Origin of the sequence: Cobetia crustatorum, assembly GCF_000591415.1 — a bacterium.
In the GTDB taxonomy this organism is placed as follows: Bacteria; Pseudomonadota; Gammaproteobacteria; order Pseudomonadales; family Halomonadaceae; genus Cobetia; species Cobetia crustatorum.
The window spans coordinates 158,249-172,996 of the sequence record NZ_JEMF01000016.1; the positions used below are offsets into that span (position 1 = coordinate 158,249).

The window sequence follows — 14,748 nt, forward strand, 5'->3', positions numbered from 1 at the left end:
ATGCCGGGTGAATTCGAGCTGATTGCCCGCTACTTCCATCGCGATCTGTCCGCAGCGCCGGGTGTATTGTTGGGGCCGGGTGACGACTGTGCACTGCTCGCGCCCAGCGATGGCATGCAGCTGGCAGTCAGTGTCGATACCTCAGTGGCGGGTGTGCACTTTCCGCCAGATGCACCGGCGTCTGCCATCGGTCATCGGGCATTGGCGGTCAATCTGTCTGATCTCGCCGCCATGGGCGCCACGCCGCGTTGGGCGCTGTTGGCGCTGACACTGCCAGACGTCGATGAAGATTGGCTGCATGGATTTGCAGCCGGTTTCCACGCGCTGGCGGATCGACACGGCATTGCGCTGGTGGGTGGCGATGTCACGCGAGGGCCGCTTTCGATCACGATTACTGTGCATGGAGAGCTGCCTTTAGTGCTGAATGCTGCCAGTACCATTGATCGCGTGTCGCAGCCGATTCTACGTCGCGATGGCGCAAGTGAGGACGATCTTGTCGTCATCACGGGACAGCCGGGGCTGGCACATGCGGGACTGAAGGCATGGCAATCCGGTCAGCGTGACGTACTTGATCCTTGCCTTGCCGCCTACCTGCGTCCTGAACCGCGTATCGATGCCGGAATGGCGCTACGTGAGTTGGCGAGCGCCGCATTGGATGTCTCCGACGGCGTGATGGGGGATCTGTCACATATCTGTCGTGCGAGTCAGTTGTCGGCGGCTATCGAGTTGAATCAGCTGCCGCTGGCGCCTGAGTTGATCGCTGCACTGGGTGAGCAAGGTGCGCAGCAGGCGGTGCTCAATGGTGGCGATGACTATGAGTTGTTGCTGACGCTTCCTGAGGCCAATCTTGACGCTGCCAGAGCAGTATTGCGTGCCAGTCATCTGTCCTTGACGGTTATTGGCCGTATGCACACGACACAGGAAGAGGTTCATCGTGTGTCGTTGCTGAAGGCTGGTGTCGAGCAGATAGCGACAGGACAAAGCTGGCAGCATTTTCCGGCGAACACGACTGCGGAGGTGTCTTCATGAATCGTGCACCTGCCAGTGTATGGCGGCGGCCCGTCCACTTTCTAGCCTTCGGGTTAGGCAGCGGTACTGCACCCTTTGCGCCGGGTACCTTCGGGACACTCGCTGCGATTCCCTTTTACTGGATGATGGCCAGCCTCAGTCTATGGCCCTATCTTGCAATAGTGCTGGTGGCGTCCATTGTCGGTATCTGGATCTGTGATCGTACTTCCAAGGATCTCGGTGTCCACGATCACTCGGGTATCGTCTGGGATGAGTTTGTCGGTTACTGGATTACGATGGTGGCCGTACCGTTCTCATGGCAGGCTGCCTTGTGGGGCTTTGTCGTTTTCCGAGTCTTCGATATCTTGAAACCGTGGCCGATACGTTGGGCTGACCGACGTGTCGCCGGCGGATTCGGCATCATGCTGGATGATGTCTTCGCGGGCATCTTTGCCTGGTCGACGATGCACCTCTGGCTGTGGTTTCACTGATGACTCTGGTTTTGCCGACAGATTCATCGGCGTTGATGGCTTCATTACGCGACATATGACGCACTGCGTAGACGGTGCAATGCTTAAATAACGATACACAAGGGATAACAATGATGGGCAAGGGACTTGTAACTGCGGCAGTAGTCGTCGCGATCGGTGCTGCTGGTTATGTTGGTGGTGTGGCTTACTCCAGTCAGCGTTTTGACGAAGAAATGGCGCGCATGGTGGCGGAGCTCGACAAGAGTTCTGATATCAAGGCGAGCCGTACCGACGTTGAGAGCGGCTGGTTCGACTCTACCGGTCGCGTTGAGATGGAGCTGGCGACTGGCGCAGAGCAAGGCCCCGTGCGCATGGTACTGCCTTATGAAGCCGGTCACGGTCTGCTGTCTACCAGCATGAAGGGCAACGTCAAGCTGCTGCTGGGTAAGCCGGCGCGTGATGTGCTCTCTGATGTCGTCGGTGATGGCAAGGCGATCGCCTTTGAGGGCAGTGTCGATAACTTCAGCGGTGCCAGCGACACGACCCTGACACTACCGGCCTTTGAATGGCAGGATCCTGAGAGCGGCACGCGCTTTGATTTCAAGGGCGGCGAAATGACCGCTTCTCATGATGGTAGTGACACACCTGAGATCAAGGTGGAAGGCGAGATCACACCCTTTGACATCATGAATGATAAGGAAACGATCAGTGTCGGCACCTTGAGCCTGAATGGGCTTTATCGTGGTGCGGATAATGATTTCCGTCAGGATGACAACATTACGCTCGATACCCTGACTATCGACAATGGTATGGGTCAACCGCCAGTTGTCGCGACGGATATCAGCTACGCCGGTGAGACGCGCCTTGATCCGACGGAGCTGCGTTATCTGATGAAGCTGGCTGTCAAGGACGTGAGCGCAGGTGATCAGCAAATGGCCAGTGGCAAGTTGGCACTGTCGATTGACCGTCTGCAGGGGGCGGCTGTTTATGACCTCATCACCCAGCTGCAGGGACTGTTGGAAGAAGCTGGCAAGCCGTTTGAAGAGCTGAGTGAGAGTGAGCAGGTCGCCATGCTTGAGAAGGTTGAAGCGCCGCTGTTCACCATGCTGAGTACCTCTCCGCGCTTGACGCTTGAATCATTCGAAGCCAAGAGCCAGGTATTTGGGGTCGACATGAGTGGTGATGGCCAGCTGATCCTGGACGGAACAGACGCCACTGATTTGAGTGTTGCTGAGTTGCAGACCACACAAGGTCAGCAGGCATTCCTCAACCGCATGAGTGGGCGTTTCGAATTCCGCAATGTGCCGCCGATGCTTGCATTGATGGCAGGTCTCTCGCCGGAAGCGACTGACAAGAATGTTGTGCTGACCATTGAGGGTGACAAGCTGAGCGTCAATGGCACACCTATCTATTGAGTCTCTGCTGAGTTGGTCTTGAGGCTGCAGCAATGCTGTCGTCAGAACCTTTCAGCAAGCATGCTGTGTGATATCACGACGATGCCCGCCTCTTGGCGGGCATCGTCGTTTCCGCATCCCCAATTTATGGATGGACTTGATAAAGCATGCAGTTGGCCGCATTGCAGTCGTTAATCGCCTCAGCCGAGGCCCGGTTTCAAGAGGGTTGCATGTCACGTCACGAAAAGACTCCCGATCACGACGATATTCTCTCTGGCTTCGAAGATGATGGCCAGGCCGAGGAACATGACCAGCCGATGACTGGCGGCCTGGTGCCCAGTGGTGATCAGTTACCTGAGCGCCTCTATCTGCTGCCTATTCATAATCGTCCCTTCTTTCCCGCTCAAGTACAGCCGCTGGTCATCAACAAGCAGCGTTGGGCAGAGACCATGCAATTGGTCGGCAACACGCCGCATCACGCCGTGGGCCTCGTCTTTGTCGGCGATGTTGAAGTCGATGAGCTGGAGGTCGAAAGCTTCCCCGAAATTGGCTCGGCAGTCAGAGTGCACAAGCCTGAAGACGGCCAGGAGCAGGTACAGTTCATCGCCCAGGGATTGCGGCGTTTCCGTATCACGCGCTGGTTGTCGCGCAAGCCGCCGTATCTGGTGGAAGTGACCTATCCGCGTGAGGCGGTGGACACCGAAAGTGATGAGACACGTGCTTACGCGATGGCGATGATCAATGGCATCAAGGAATTGTTGCCGATCAATCCGCTCTACGGTGAGGAGCTCAAGCAGTATCTCAATCGCTTCAGTCCACATGAGCCGGGTCCGCTGACGGACTTCGCTGCTGCCATCACTTCCGCGAAAGGGGCGGAGCTACAAGAGGTACTGGAATCCCTACCGGTGATGGAGCGTATGCAGAAGGTGTTGCCACTGCTGCGCAAGGAGATTGAGGTCGCTCAATTACAGACCGAAATATCTCAGCAAGTGAACGCACAGATGGAGAAGCATCAGCGTGAGTTCTTCCTGCGCGAGCAGCTCAAGGTTATCCAACGCGAATTGGGCATCTCCAAGGATGATCGCGAGAACGATGTGGATACCTTCCGCGGTCGCCTCGAGGAATTGAAGGTGCCGGAGCGGGTGCAGTCGCGAATTGACGATGAACTCGACAAACTGTCGGTGCTGGAAACCGGCTCACCGGAATATGGTACGACGCGTAACTATCTCGATTGGTTGACCTCATTGCCGTGGGGCATTACCTCGACCGATCAGTTGAACCTGGCTCATGCGCGCACGGTGCTTAACCGTGATCACGATGGCCTGGAAGATGTTAAATCGCGGATTATTGAATTTCTTGCTGAAGGAACCTTCAAGGGCGACGTTGGCGGTTCTATTCTGCTGCTGGTCGGCCCGCCCGGGGTTGGCAAGACCTCCATTGGCCGATCCATCGCTCAAGCACTGGGTCGTGAGTTCTATCGCTTCTCGGTAGGGGGGATGCGTGATGAGTCCGAGATCAAAGGCCATCGTCGCACCTATGTCGGTGCCATGCCGGGCAAGCTGGTTCAAGCACTCAAGGAAGTGAAGGTCGAGAATCCCGTGATCATGCTTGATGAGATCGACAAGCTCGGTCAGTCCTTCCAGGGCGATCCAGCTTCGGCGTTGCTTGAGGTGCTTGATTCTGAGCAGAATGTCGACTTCCTCGATCATTATCTTGATGTCCGCCTGGATCTCTCCAAGGTGCTGTTCGTGTGTACTGCCAATACGCTAGATAGCATTCCCAGCCCTTTGCTGGATCGCATGGAACAGATCCGCCTCTCGGGTTATATCGCTGAAGAGAAGGTGGCGATTGCCAAGCATCACCTGTGGCCGAAACTGCTGACCCGCGACAACATCCCCAAGAAACGCATCAATCTTTCCGACGCAGCGCTGCGTCAGGTGATTGAAGGCTACGCCCGTGAGGCGGGGGTGCGTCAGCTGGAGAAACAGTTGCACCGCATCGTGCGCAAGGCCGCCGTCAAGTTGCTTGAGGAGGAGCTGGATACCGTCAAGGTGTCGGTCAAGAATCTTGAGGAATTTCTTGGTGCTCCGATATTCCGTAAAGAGAAGGTAATGGCGGGCGAAGGGGTGGTCACTGGTCTCGCCTGGACCAGTATGGGCGGTGCCACCTTGCCTATTGAAGCGACGCGAGTGCACGGTTTGACACGAGGCCTCAAGCTGACCGGCAAGTTGGGCGAAGTGATGCAGGAATCGGCCAATATCGCCTATTCTTATGCACTGGCTAATCTGGCGGCATACGATGCTGAGCCTGGTTTCTTCAATGAATCCTTCATCCATCTGCATGTCCCTGAAGGCGCCACACCGAAGGATGGCCCGAGTGCAGGCGTGACCATGACGACTGCCTTGATGTCACTGGCGAAGCATCAAGCGCCGCGCAAGGGACTGGCCATGACAGGCGAACTGACGCTGACGGGGCAGGTGCTGCCAGTCGGAGGAATACGCGAGAAGGTGATTGCTGCACGACGTAGCGATATCTTTGAACTGATTCTGCCGCAGGCCAATCAGCGCGACTATGACGAGCTGCCGGACTATCTGAAGGAAGGCATGACCGTGCACTTCGCCGCCCGCTATGCAGATGTCGCTCGGGTAGCCTTTGATACTGGTGCTTCCACCGGAATGCGTCACTGATCGGATATGCGAAGTGTCTCTCTGACGTCACGTAACTGCCCAGACACACAAACCCCGCCAAATGGCGGGGTTTGTGTGTCTGGGCGCGACAGGCATCATCAGCGGGAGCATGAGATGCGCCGAGCGAGGTCTCAGATGATTCAGATGTTTAAGTGCTTCAAGCTTCAGGGTTTGCTTGGACAGCTTAGACCGGATCTAGCTGTTCCAGTATCGCGGCATCGGCGGCATTGCGGCCGACGCTGGCGATGCCGTTATCGCGACCTGATTCTGACTTATACATCTGACTGCGACCAATTTGCTGACTGTTGGCTGCCAGCAGCGTGAAGTAGAAGCGTCCGTCCTTGGCGATTTCTTTCGTGAAGCGTTTCTCTTCAATGGCATTCTTGCGCACAGATTCCACCCCGTTCAGGCAGCCACGCTTGTCGGCATAGCCCTGGCTCTGGAGAATCTGCTCGCCGTTACCGGCCTTGAGGGCAAAGTAGAACTTGTTGTCCTTGCCACGCGTGATGACAAATTTTCCGGCCATGTGTGACTCCTGTTCCTTGTGGAATATATGGCGTCCCCGCGCCTGAAAGCATGTGCCTGCAGGAAAGAATTCGCTGTATAGAGCGTATCGCCACGACTTGATGCTGCAAGCGAGTGATTCAACGATCCTGGCCATCATTCTTGTGTTGCGTCATGAGCCACGCAGATTTCAGGTGTCATTGATGGCGCTCTCTGGTAGGCAAATAGGGGCGTGGCGTGACAGAATTGCTATCAGGTAGATCTCGCTTGGCCTTCGCGCCGCGAGTCACCACTGGACACCAGTCACTAGTGACTGACCAAAACAGAAGCCGCTCCCGTTGGGACAGTTCCTCCCTTTTCAGGAGAGCGGCCAAGCATTGACGAGGACACCATGCCAGAGTATCGCTCTCGTACTACCACCGCGGGTCGCAACATGGCCGGCGCTCGCGCCCTGTGGCGCGCCACCGGCATGAAGGATGACGACTTCCAGAAGCCGATCATCGCGGTGGCCAACTCCTTCACGCAGTTCGTGCCGGGCCACGTCCACCTCAAGGACATGGGCCAGCTGGTCGCGCGTGAAATCGAGAAAGCCGGCGGTGTTGCCAAGGAATTCAATACCATCGCAGTCGATGACGGTATCGCGATGGGTCACGATGGCATGCTGTATTCATTGCCATCGCGTGACCTGATCGCCGATAGCGTCGAGTACATGGTGAATGCTCACTGTGCCGATGCGTTGGTATGTATCTCCAACTGCGACAAGATCACGCCTGGAATGTTGATGGCTGCCATGCGCCTTAACGTGCCGGTCATCTTCGTTTCAGGTGGTCCGATGGAGGCCGGCAAGACCAAGCTTCTGGATCACGGTCTTGATCTGGTCGATGCCATGGTCATCGCGGCTGATGACAGTGTCGATGATGAAACCGTCGCCGAGATCGAACGCAGCGCCTGCCCGACCTGCGGCAGCTGTTCTGGCATGTTCACGGCCAACTCCATGAACTGTCTGATGGAAGCGCTGGGTCTGGCATTGCCGGGTAACGGTACTGTGCTTGCGACCCACTCTGATCGTCGTCGCCTGTTCGAGAATGCAGGCCACCGTATCGTTGAGCTGGCGCGTCGCTATTACGAAGGTAATGAAGCGCATCTGTTGCCACGCGCGATTGGTTCGCGGGCCGCCTTCACCAACGCGATGACGCTGGATATCGCGATGGGTGGCTCCACCAACACCATTCTGCACCTGCTGGCAGCAGCGCAGGAGGCAGAGATCGACTTCACGCTGTCTGATATCGATCAGCTGTCACACAAAGTGCCACAGATGTGCAAGGTCGCGCCCAATACGCAGAAGTACCACATTGAGGACGTCCATCGTGCCGGCGGCATCATGGGCATTCTCGGTGAGCTGGATCGTGCCGGTGTCATTGATACCTCGGTACCGACGGTCTATGGCGATTCACTCTCTGCTGCACTCGAAGAGTGGGACATCATGCGCTCGCCTACCGATGCGGTGATCGAATTTTATCGGGCAGGTCCTGGTGGTATTCCGACCCAGACGGCCTTCTCCCAGAGTGCGCGTTGGCCGAGTCTGGATGGTGATCGTGCCAATGGTTGTATCCGTGACTATGCGCACTGCTTCTCTACCGAAGGCGGCTTGGCTGTGCTTTACGGTAACATCGCGCTGGATGGTTGTGTGGTGAAGACCGCCGGTGTCGATGACTCGATTCTAGTCTTCGAGGGAAGCGCCTATGTGTGTGAATCTCAGGATCAAGCGGTGGAAGACGTCCTGGCCGACAAGGTCAAGGAAGGCGATGTCGTGATCATTCGTTATGAAGGTCCGAAGGGCGGCCCGGGCATGCAGGAAATGCTCTATCCGACGTCCTATCTCAAGTCCAAGGGACTGGGCAAGGCCTGTGCGCTGCTGACTGACGGTCGCTTCTCGGGCGGTACCTCGGGTCTTTCCATCGGCCATGCGTCTCCGGAAGCTGCGGCGGGTGGTGCCATCGGTCTGGTCGAGCATGGCGATACCATCCTGATCGATATTCCGAATCGCACCATCAACGTGCAACTGTCTGATGCAGAGCTGCATGCCCGTCGCGAAGCGATGGAAGCGCGTGGCAAGGATGCCTGGAAGCCAAGTATCCAGCGTAACCGTCGTGTCTCTGCGGCGCTCAAGGCCTATGCATTGCTGGCGACCTCTGCCGATAAAGGTGCAGTGCGCGATCTGAGCAAGCTGGACTGATTCGAGAACGCTGAATCAGCAGAGCAAGCAGCATGCATACTGACAACGGCCACCCTCAGGGGTGGCCGTTGCTGTTACTGCGAAGTCGTGAAGACGCTACCTACCGTCACTCGCATGCTGGCTGCTGTAGTCCGTATGTCGGTTACGAGCAGCCTGAAGCGAGCTATCTCAGCGCTAGTGGCTAGGCTTAGGCGGCTTCAGCCAGCACAAGAGCTGGTTGTTCTTCGGAGTCGAGTGCTTCCAGCGCCAACTCGATGGTGAACCAGTTATCGTCCACCCAGAGTTCCAACGCCTCATTGCTCATACACATCGTCAAGTCTCCCCAAGAGTATTGGCAAACCAGTGAGTGTGATGGTGCACTGCTGATCAGCAGCAAGCATTAGTATGGCGTGTTATAGGAAGCAGCGAGGGAGGATTGCACGATGACTTGATGTCAGCGTGTAGAGATAGCGAAAGCAGGACATCACCCATGGTTATTTTTTCATGGGTGATGTCCTGCTTTTTTTCGTGTTTTTCCTGAGATCAAGTAGAAGGAGTTAGCGCTTGGTGAATGAGCGAATCAGGCTGCGAATCAATGAGCGCCCCAGTTGAGAGCCTAGCGCGCGCATGACCGATTTGATCAGTGTCTCTAGCGCTCCCTGGCGTTTGCGCCCGCCAGAACTTGATGATTTGGAACGTGAGGAGTCTGGGTACGATGGCGGGGCATGCGATGTAACGGGACCTGGCACAGCGGTCGATGCATCCGTGTGGGCTGCGTCGCTGGTAGAAGAGCCTGCTGCCTCAGGCATGGGTGAGGTCGTTGTCTTGATGGCTGCGGCCTGTGAAGTCAGGCGTGCTTCGAGGCGCTCATGAGCAGAGTCACGGTCGATCCGCTCGTCATAGCGTCCAGTCAGCGAAGAACTGGCTAAAACCTCTGTCCGTTCGGTGTCGGTCAATGGACCTATCCGTCCGCGTGGTGGCGCGATCAACGTGCGCTCTACCTGCGTCGGTACACCCTTGTTATCCAATACTGAGACTAACGCTTCACCGACGCCCAGCTCGGTAATCACCTGTGCGGTGTCGAGTGCGGGGTTCGGACGGAAAGTGTCAGCCGCTGTCTTGACGGCTTTTTGATCACGTGGAGTAAAGGCACGCAGTGCGTGCTGGATGCGATTACCCAGCTGGCCGAGTACATCATCGGGAATATCTGCCGGTGACTGGGTCACGAAGTAGACACCGACACCCTTGGAGCGAATCAGACGCACCGTCTGTTCGAGTCGCTCCAATAGCGCCTTGGGCGCTGCATCAAAGAGCAAATGCGCCTCATCGAAGAAGAATACTAATACTGGCTTCTCGGCATCGCCGCGTTCCGGTAGGACGCGAAATAGCGTCGACAGGAACCACAACAGGAAGGTCGTATAAAGGCGCGGGCTCTGCATAAGCTCACGTCCGTCGAGTAGATTGATGAAGCCGCGCGTGTGCTCACCTTTTCCCACGGTCGCCAGCATGTCATTGATATCGAGAGCGGGCTCGGCGAAGAAACGCTCGCCGCCCTGAGTGGCCAGTACATGCACGCGTCTCAGCATGGCCCCCAGACTTTGTGGGCTGACGCGGCCATAGCGCTCCTCGAAGCTGTCGCGCTCACGCTCGATGTGCTTGAGCAGGCTGATGAGATCCTTGAGGTCGATCAGCTCGAGTCCTTCGCGTTCGGCATGATCAAATGCGAGATGCATCAATCCACCTTGCGTCTCGTTGAGCTCTAGTAGCGACGACATGAGATCCGGGCCCATGGAAGCCACGCTGGCGCGTACGGCATGGCCACTCTCGCCGTAAAGATCCCACAATCGGACGGGAGAGGCCTGTGGCTGCCAATCATTGATACCAAGGCTCGCGAGTCGTTCATCGACACGAGGATGTGGTGTACCTGCGACTGCAATTCCGGAAAGGTCGCCTTTCACATCCGCTGTGAAAACAGGCACTCCCATGCGCGAGAATCCTTCGGCTAGCACTTGCAGGGTGACTGTCTTGCCAGTGCCGGTAGCGCCTGCGACCAGGCCATGACGATTGGCGAGTCGGCCTGCAAGCGTGACGTGACCTTGCGGGCCTTGCCCTGCAAGACCACCGATAAGGACCTCATTCATGTTGCTCTCCTGCCATTTTGAGTATTGAGTCTTGCAGGGGGAAAGACCTGCTGCCGCTTTGCGTTAGTATCTTATTGTTACAATATGTTTTTTTGGGTAAAATAACGCAAGCGAATTTTCGTTAGATGACGATCACTTCTCCGTTATTCAGATGCTCGCACGCAAGGAACGCCGCGTGATTCACCATTGCTTGCGCTGGATAAACGCGCCTGCTCTGTGTCATTTGTGTATAGGTATTCTTGCGTTCCATGAAGAATTTTCAAAGCGATCGCTTGAAAGTCTCTGTCGATGGTTCCATATCTTTAAGCACAAGCGCAGCGAAGATCGAGGTGAGTTAGCAGAAATGAGTGTTGCCAAGCCTACCGATGTACGGTGAAGATATAACTTCGGTAGTGCTTTTTCCGCTACTACGTTTTGATCTTAACTGCTACTGAATCACGAAAAGGTGCAGGCGATGTATTGCCTGACTTTATCTGAGCCGGTTCCTGACTGACAAAAGTACGTCAGTGTTGGAGAGACCCAAGCTCATCATCAACAGCCGGGTAGAGTATCTACCGGCCTGTTGTACTAGACCGCAACTGGAGAATGGATCATGAAGAAGCTAACGACTGTATTGCTGGCGACTGCACTGACGCTACCGGCTGCTGCGGCCTATGCCGAACACCATGAGTCCAGCAACACTGGCTCTGCCAACACCGAAGCTCATTCCACCATGGTAGAGGGAGGAGCTGCTGCTGGTCACGAAGGTGGCAAGGTGAAAGACGATACTCAGATGAACACTGATAGCGGTTCTGCCAACACCAAAGAAGATTCCATGATGGTGAAAGGTAATTCTGCGGAGTCAGAGTCTGCCAAGCATGGCAAGGTGATGGATAAAGATGAGGACCACATGGGTGTCAGCCCGGAGTCTGGCTCTGCCAACACCGATGATGGCAGTATGAAAACGCAGTAAATCCCTCCCTCGGGAAGGTTTGTCTGTAAAGATGATCGGTAGGGCTGGGTAATGGCATGAGTTGCCAGTACAACTCGGTTTTCTAGCTCTACAGTGAAACGCCAGCTCTCCGCATTGCGGGGAGCTGGCGTTTTGGTCTGTAGAATGTGCAGAGACAGGCGGCTTCGCATCAGCGATCAACGCCAGCGTTACCACCAACGCGGACTGTGGGTTTCTTCGCCGGCCAGGAGTCGCTCGCGAGCCATGAATAGCGCAGCGATTGCACGTGCTTCATGGAAGTCCTCGCGCGCCAGCAGGGCGGGCAGTTCATCGAGGCGATGGCGCTCGACGATCAGCGGCTCCGGCTCATCTCCCGGTAGGCGCTTTTCATATAGATCACGCGCCAGCATCACGTTCATGCGGTGATCCATGTAGTTGGGCGCAAGGCTGAGTTCGGCCAATGGCTCGATGTCGTGCGCACCATATCCACATTCTTCCATCAGTTCACGATTGGCTGCCGTGACGGGATCTTCACCCGGGTCGATCAAGCCTTTGGGGAGCGTCAGCACGTACTGCTCGGGGCCAGCAGCATACTCACGTATCAGCAGTACGTGGTCCGGGTCTGGCATGGCGACGATCATCACTGCGCCGTGACCGCCGCTCTTGAGGCGCTCGAAGCTACGCGTAGCACCGTTGGAGAAGGTCAGTTCCAGTGCTTCGACGGCAAATAGACGTGAGCGTGCAACTTCTCGCCGCGAATCAATACGGGGTGGAATCATGTCACTGGCAGCAAACGGGTCATCGCCCGTCAAGCCATTGGAGCGCGAAGCATCGTCCATCGTGAGTCCTCGAGTAATAAAGAAATGCTGACATTACTGTCTATCGTGGCAGGCCTCCGAGGGTGGAGCAATCGCTGTTCCACTGAAAATGAGGCGCTTTTCCTGAGACGGGAAGATCATGTCTTTTGATCAGGTTGGCACGCAAGCTCTGGCTGGTGCGTAGCGCCTGTGTGGGCACGGTAACGATGCTCTCCAGACATGCGCAGGCACATGCCATGCTTTACACTATGAGCCCCCATTTCCCCTCCGGCTGACTGACACTGATGATTGACTGGAACACTATCGATACCGTGCTGCTCGACATGGACGGCACGCTGCTCGATCTGCACTTCGACAGCCATTTCTGGCTGGAGCACCTACCGCGTCGCTATTGTGAACTGCACCGTCTCGATGCTGCGCTGCAGGCCGATCTCAAGGCGCGGATCATCGGAGAATCCGGCACACTCAACTGGTACAGTCTGGAGTACTGGAGTCGGGAGCTTGAGCTGGATGTGGTGGCGCTCAAGCGAGAAGTGCAGCATCTCATCGGTTATCGCCATGAGGCCGAAGCCTTCCTCGCCTGGCTGAGGGATCAACCCCAGCGCGTAGTGCTGGCGACCAATGCCGATCGTCACGGTATCGAGCTCAAGTTCGGGCTGACCGGTATGGGTGAGTATTTTGATGCGGTGGTGTCGTCAGCGGACCTTGGCCACGCCAAGGAAGAGCAGGCTTTCTGGCACAAGCTCAACGAGATCGAGCCTTTTGATCCAGCGCGCACCTTGTTCATCGATGACAACCCTCAGGTGCTGAACAGCGCCCATACTTACGGTATTGCGCATCTGTTGGGTGTGCGTCAGCCGGATTCCAAACAACCGCCACGTGATTTCGAGCGTGTGCACGGCCTTGATGGCTTTGCAGTATTGACGGCTGGTGGCGGCATCGAGAAAACGCTGGGCGGAGATAACAAGGAGAACGGATGAGCGAGCAGGTACGCATTGACAAGTGGCTGTGGGCTGCCCGTTTCTTCAAGACACGAGGACTGGCCAAGAAGGCCATCGAAGGGGGCAAGATCCACTATAACGGCGGGCGGGTGAAGACGTCGAAGATGGTCGAGATTGGCGCTCTTGTCGAGGTTCCACAGGGCTGGGATCGCCTCGTTGTCGAAGTGCTGACGCTGAGCGATCAGCGCCGCGGCGCATCGGAAGCGCAGAAGCTTTATCAGGAGACGGAAGATTCTCGTGTTCGTCGAGAGCGTGAGGCGGAAACGCGGCGTCTCGGTAATCAGGGCATGAGTCCGCCGCCGGGGCGTCCTGACAAGAAGCAGCGCCGCAGCATTCACCGCTTCCAGCGCCAGGATGCCGACAGCTAGTTTGGCACCGTTGGATAGATGGCAGGCACTAGTGCGGTTGTAATACGTCCACTTCCCCCAATTTCATTGCGATGTGTCTGACCTCTCAGCTCTTTGATGGGTCAGGCATACGTCGTTGCCGGTAGAGATTGAGCATCGTTACTCGTCGTTACTGACGGCTGATGGTAACTGGCTCGAGGACCCCTTTATGAGTGATAACGATATGCAAGACACCGACATGCAAGATACCGAGCAAGATGCCGACACTCAGGTTGACGTGCCCGTTTTTGATCAGATTCAGCGCTTTCTGTTTGATGCGACCAACGTGCGCGGTGAAATCGTCGCGCTCGACAAGGCCTATGCCGAAGTGCTGGACCGCCACTCTTATCCGCAGGCGATCTCTCGCCAGCTGGGTGAGATGCTGGCGGCCGCGGCGCTGCTGACTGAAACGATCAAGCTGGATGGCACCCTCACGCTAGAAGTGCGTGGCAATGGCGTGGTGCGCCAGCTGATGGCCGAGTCCAATCCGGGTGGCGAGCTGCGTGCCATCGCGCGTCTCAGCGATGAAGCCGTGCTGCCGACAGACGAAGCGTCGCTGATGGAATTGATTGGTCAGGGCCAGATTGTCATTACGCTGGACCCGCGTGACGGCAAGCGTTACCAAGGCATCGTGGCGATTGATCAAGACAATCTTGCTGGCTGTCTGGAAAGCTATTTCAGCCAGTCCGAGCAGCTGCCGACGCGCCTGTGGCTAATGGCGGACGGTCATCGTGCCGGTGGCGTGATGCTGCAGCAGCTGCCCAATGATGCCTCCAATCAAGACCCGGATGCCTGGGAGCGTGTGACACATCTGGCCGAGACGCTCAAGGCAGAAGAGCTGCTGACGCTCGATCAGCAGGATGTACTGCATCGCCTGTATCACGAAGAAACGGTGCGTATCTTTGACCCCAAGGCACTACGCTTCGGCTGCACTTGCTCTCGTGAGCGTCTGGGTGCCGCGTTGCACAGCATTCAGGCTGAAGAGCTGCGCCAGATTGTCGCAGACCAGGGTGAGCTATCGACTCAGTGCCACTTCTGTCACACCCGGTATTCGTTCAGTGCCGCCGAAATCGAGTCCATCATCGAAGACCCCGACGCCGGTAGTCCGGTCGTTCACTGAAGGGGAGGTGGCAGGCATTGAGGATAAAGGCTCAAGCGGGCGCGGATGCAGTGATTTGTCTGACATTTCCTCG

General features: G+C 56.5%; 14 protein-coding genes. 10 read left to right on the plus strand and 4 right to left on the minus strand.

All coding sequences use genetic code 11. From position 1 onward, the window contains the following. From thiL to lon, 4 genes are all read left to right on the plus strand, one after another. Window positions 1–1,029 (plus strand): thiamine-phosphate kinase, encoded by a 1,029-nt coding sequence (gene thiL, locus BF12_RS0104105; protein WP_024951170.1) that lies wholly within the window; start codon window positions 1–3, stop codon window positions 1,027–1,029. Continuing rightward, entirely contained in the window at window positions 1,026–1,499 is a 474-nt protein-coding gene (locus tag BF12_RS0104110; RefSeq protein ID WP_024951171.1) for a phosphatidylglycerophosphatase A family protein, read from the plus strand. The genes thiL and BF12_RS0104110 overlap by 4 nt, the downstream gene beginning before the upstream one ends. 113 nt (window positions 1,500–1,612) lie before the next feature. After that, window positions 1,613–2,893 carry a DUF945 family protein gene (locus BF12_RS0104115; RefSeq protein ID WP_024951172.1) on the plus strand — a complete coding sequence of 427 codons (1,281 nt, stop codon included), beginning with the start codon at window positions 1,613–1,615 and terminating at the stop codon, window positions 2,891–2,893. Window positions 2,894–3,102: 209 nt separating this feature from the next. Further along, the gene (lon, locus tag BF12_RS0104120) at window positions 3,103–5,559 is read left to right on the plus strand and encodes an endopeptidase La (RefSeq protein WP_024951173.1); all 2,457 of its coding nucleotides are present in this window, start codon (window positions 3,103–3,105) and stop codon (window positions 5,557–5,559) included. 184 nt (window positions 5,560–5,743) lie between these two features. Here the strand turns inward: lon and BF12_RS0104125 are convergent, their stop codons facing one another. Next, the gene (locus BF12_RS0104125; protein ID WP_024951174.1) at window positions 5,744–6,085 is read right to left on the minus strand and encodes a YegP family protein; all 342 of its coding nucleotides are present in this window, start codon (window positions 6,083–6,085) and stop codon (window positions 5,744–5,746) included. A gap of 369 nt (window positions 6,086–6,454) precedes the next feature. Between BF12_RS0104125 and ilvD the strand changes: the two genes are divergently transcribed. Together ilvD and BF12_RS21935 are read left to right on the plus strand one after the other, a co-directional pair. Continuing rightward, window positions 6,455–8,299, plus strand: a complete 1,845-nt coding sequence (ilvD, locus tag BF12_RS0104130; protein ID WP_024951175.1) for a dihydroxy-acid dehydratase — start codon at window positions 6,455–6,457, stop codon at window positions 8,297–8,299. 32 nt (window positions 8,300–8,331) lie between these two features. Next, on the plus strand, window positions 8,332–8,484 hold the full coding sequence (locus BF12_RS21935; RefSeq protein WP_156941128.1) for a hypothetical protein: 153 nt from the start codon (window positions 8,332–8,334) through the stop codon (window positions 8,482–8,484). 2 nt (window positions 8,485–8,486) lie between these two features. On the opposite strand, the gene BF12_RS23085 is transcribed toward BF12_RS21935, so the two are convergent. Both BF12_RS23085 and BF12_RS0104140 read right to left on the minus strand, forming a co-directional pair. After that, window positions 8,487–8,609 (minus strand): hypothetical protein, encoded by a 123-nt coding sequence (locus BF12_RS23085; RefSeq protein WP_282705480.1) that lies wholly within the window; start codon window positions 8,607–8,609, stop codon window positions 8,487–8,489. 226 nt (window positions 8,610–8,835) lie between these two features. Next, a complete protein-coding gene (locus BF12_RS0104140; protein ID WP_024951176.1) occupies window positions 8,836–10,419 on the minus strand; it encodes a helicase HerA-like domain-containing protein in 1,584 nt (527 codons plus the stop codon). 592 nt (window positions 10,420–11,011) lie between these two features. On the opposite strand from BF12_RS0104140, the gene BF12_RS0104145 reads away from it, so the two are divergent. Continuing rightward, the gene (locus BF12_RS0104145; RefSeq protein ID WP_024951177.1) at window positions 11,012–11,371 is read left to right on the plus strand and encodes a protein YbgS; all 360 of its coding nucleotides are present in this window, start codon (window positions 11,012–11,014) and stop codon (window positions 11,369–11,371) included. A gap of 188 nt (window positions 11,372–11,559) precedes the next feature. On the opposite strand, the gene nudE is transcribed toward BF12_RS0104145, so the two are convergent. Further along, window positions 11,560–12,129 carry an ADP compounds hydrolase NudE gene (gene nudE, locus BF12_RS0104150; RefSeq protein WP_035159013.1) on the minus strand — a complete coding sequence of 190 codons (570 nt, stop codon included), beginning with the start codon at window positions 12,127–12,129 and terminating at the stop codon, window positions 11,560–11,562. A gap of 323 nt (window positions 12,130–12,452) precedes the next feature. On the opposite strand from nudE, the gene BF12_RS0104155 reads away from it, so the two are divergent. The 3 genes from BF12_RS0104155 to hslO all read left to right on the plus strand — a co-directional run bounded on the left by BF12_RS0104155 (window position 12,453) and on the right by hslO (window position 14,675). Beyond that, the gene (locus tag BF12_RS0104155) at window positions 12,453–13,148 is read left to right on the plus strand and encodes an HAD-IA family hydrolase (protein ID WP_024951179.1); all 696 of its coding nucleotides are present in this window, start codon (window positions 12,453–12,455) and stop codon (window positions 13,146–13,148) included. Then, complete coding sequence (locus BF12_RS0104160; RefSeq protein WP_024951180.1) at window positions 13,145–13,537, plus strand: RNA-binding S4 domain-containing protein; 393 nt, start codon at window positions 13,145–13,147, stop codon at window positions 13,535–13,537. The genes BF12_RS0104155 and BF12_RS0104160 overlap by 4 nt, the downstream gene beginning before the upstream one ends. Window positions 13,538–13,754: 217 nt before the next feature. After that, complete coding sequence (gene hslO / locus BF12_RS0104165) at window positions 13,755–14,675, plus strand: Hsp33 family molecular chaperone HslO (RefSeq protein WP_051510732.1); 921 nt, start codon at window positions 13,755–13,757, stop codon at window positions 14,673–14,675. Window positions 14,676–14,748: the final 73 nt, after the last annotated feature.

Excerpts from the sequence above, each read along its gene's own strand:
- BF12_RS0104145 (WP_024951177.1), top strand. The coding sequence starts at position 11,012 with ATGAAGAAGCTAACGACTGTATTGCTGGCGACTGCACTGACGCTACCG.
- nudE (WP_035159013.1), bottom strand. The coding sequence starts at position 12,129 with ATGATTCCACCCCGTATTGATTCGCGGCGAGAAGTTGCACGCTCACGT.
- ilvD (WP_024951175.1), top strand. The coding sequence starts at position 6,455 with ATGCCAGAGTATCGCTCTCGTACTACCACCGCGGGTCGCAACATGGCC.
- BF12_RS0104110 (WP_024951171.1), top strand. The coding sequence starts at position 1,026 with ATGAATCGTGCACCTGCCAGTGTATGGCGGCGGCCCGTCCACTTTCTA.
- hslO (WP_051510732.1), top strand. The coding sequence starts at position 13,755 with ATGCAAGATACCGAGCAAGATGCCGACACTCAGGTTGACGTGCCCGTT.
- BF12_RS0104140 (WP_024951176.1), bottom strand. The coding sequence starts at position 10,419 with ATGAATGAGGTCCTTATCGGTGGTCTTGCAGGGCAAGGCCCGCAAGGT.
- BF12_RS0104155 (WP_024951179.1), top strand. The coding sequence starts at position 12,453 with ATGATTGACTGGAACACTATCGATACCGTGCTGCTCGACATGGACGGC.
- BF12_RS0104160 (WP_024951180.1), top strand. The coding sequence starts at position 13,145 with ATGAGCGAGCAGGTACGCATTGACAAGTGGCTGTGGGCTGCCCGTTTC.
- BF12_RS23085 (WP_282705480.1), bottom strand. The coding sequence starts at position 8,609 with ATGTGTATGAGCAATGAGGCGTTGGAACTCTGGGTGGACGATAACTGG.
- BF12_RS0104115 (WP_024951172.1), top strand. The coding sequence starts at position 1,613 with ATGGGCAAGGGACTTGTAACTGCGGCAGTAGTCGTCGCGATCGGTGCT.
- thiL (WP_024951170.1), top strand. The coding sequence starts at position 1 with ATGCCGGGTGAATTCGAGCTGATTGCCCGCTACTTCCATCGCGATCTG.
- lon (WP_024951173.1), top strand. The coding sequence starts at position 3,103 with ATGTCACGTCACGAAAAGACTCCCGATCACGACGATATTCTCTCTGGC.
- BF12_RS0104125 (WP_024951174.1), bottom strand. The coding sequence starts at position 6,085 with ATGGCCGGAAAATTTGTCATCACGCGTGGCAAGGACAACAAGTTCTAC.
- BF12_RS21935 (WP_156941128.1), top strand. The coding sequence starts at position 8,332 with ATGCATACTGACAACGGCCACCCTCAGGGGTGGCCGTTGCTGTTACTG.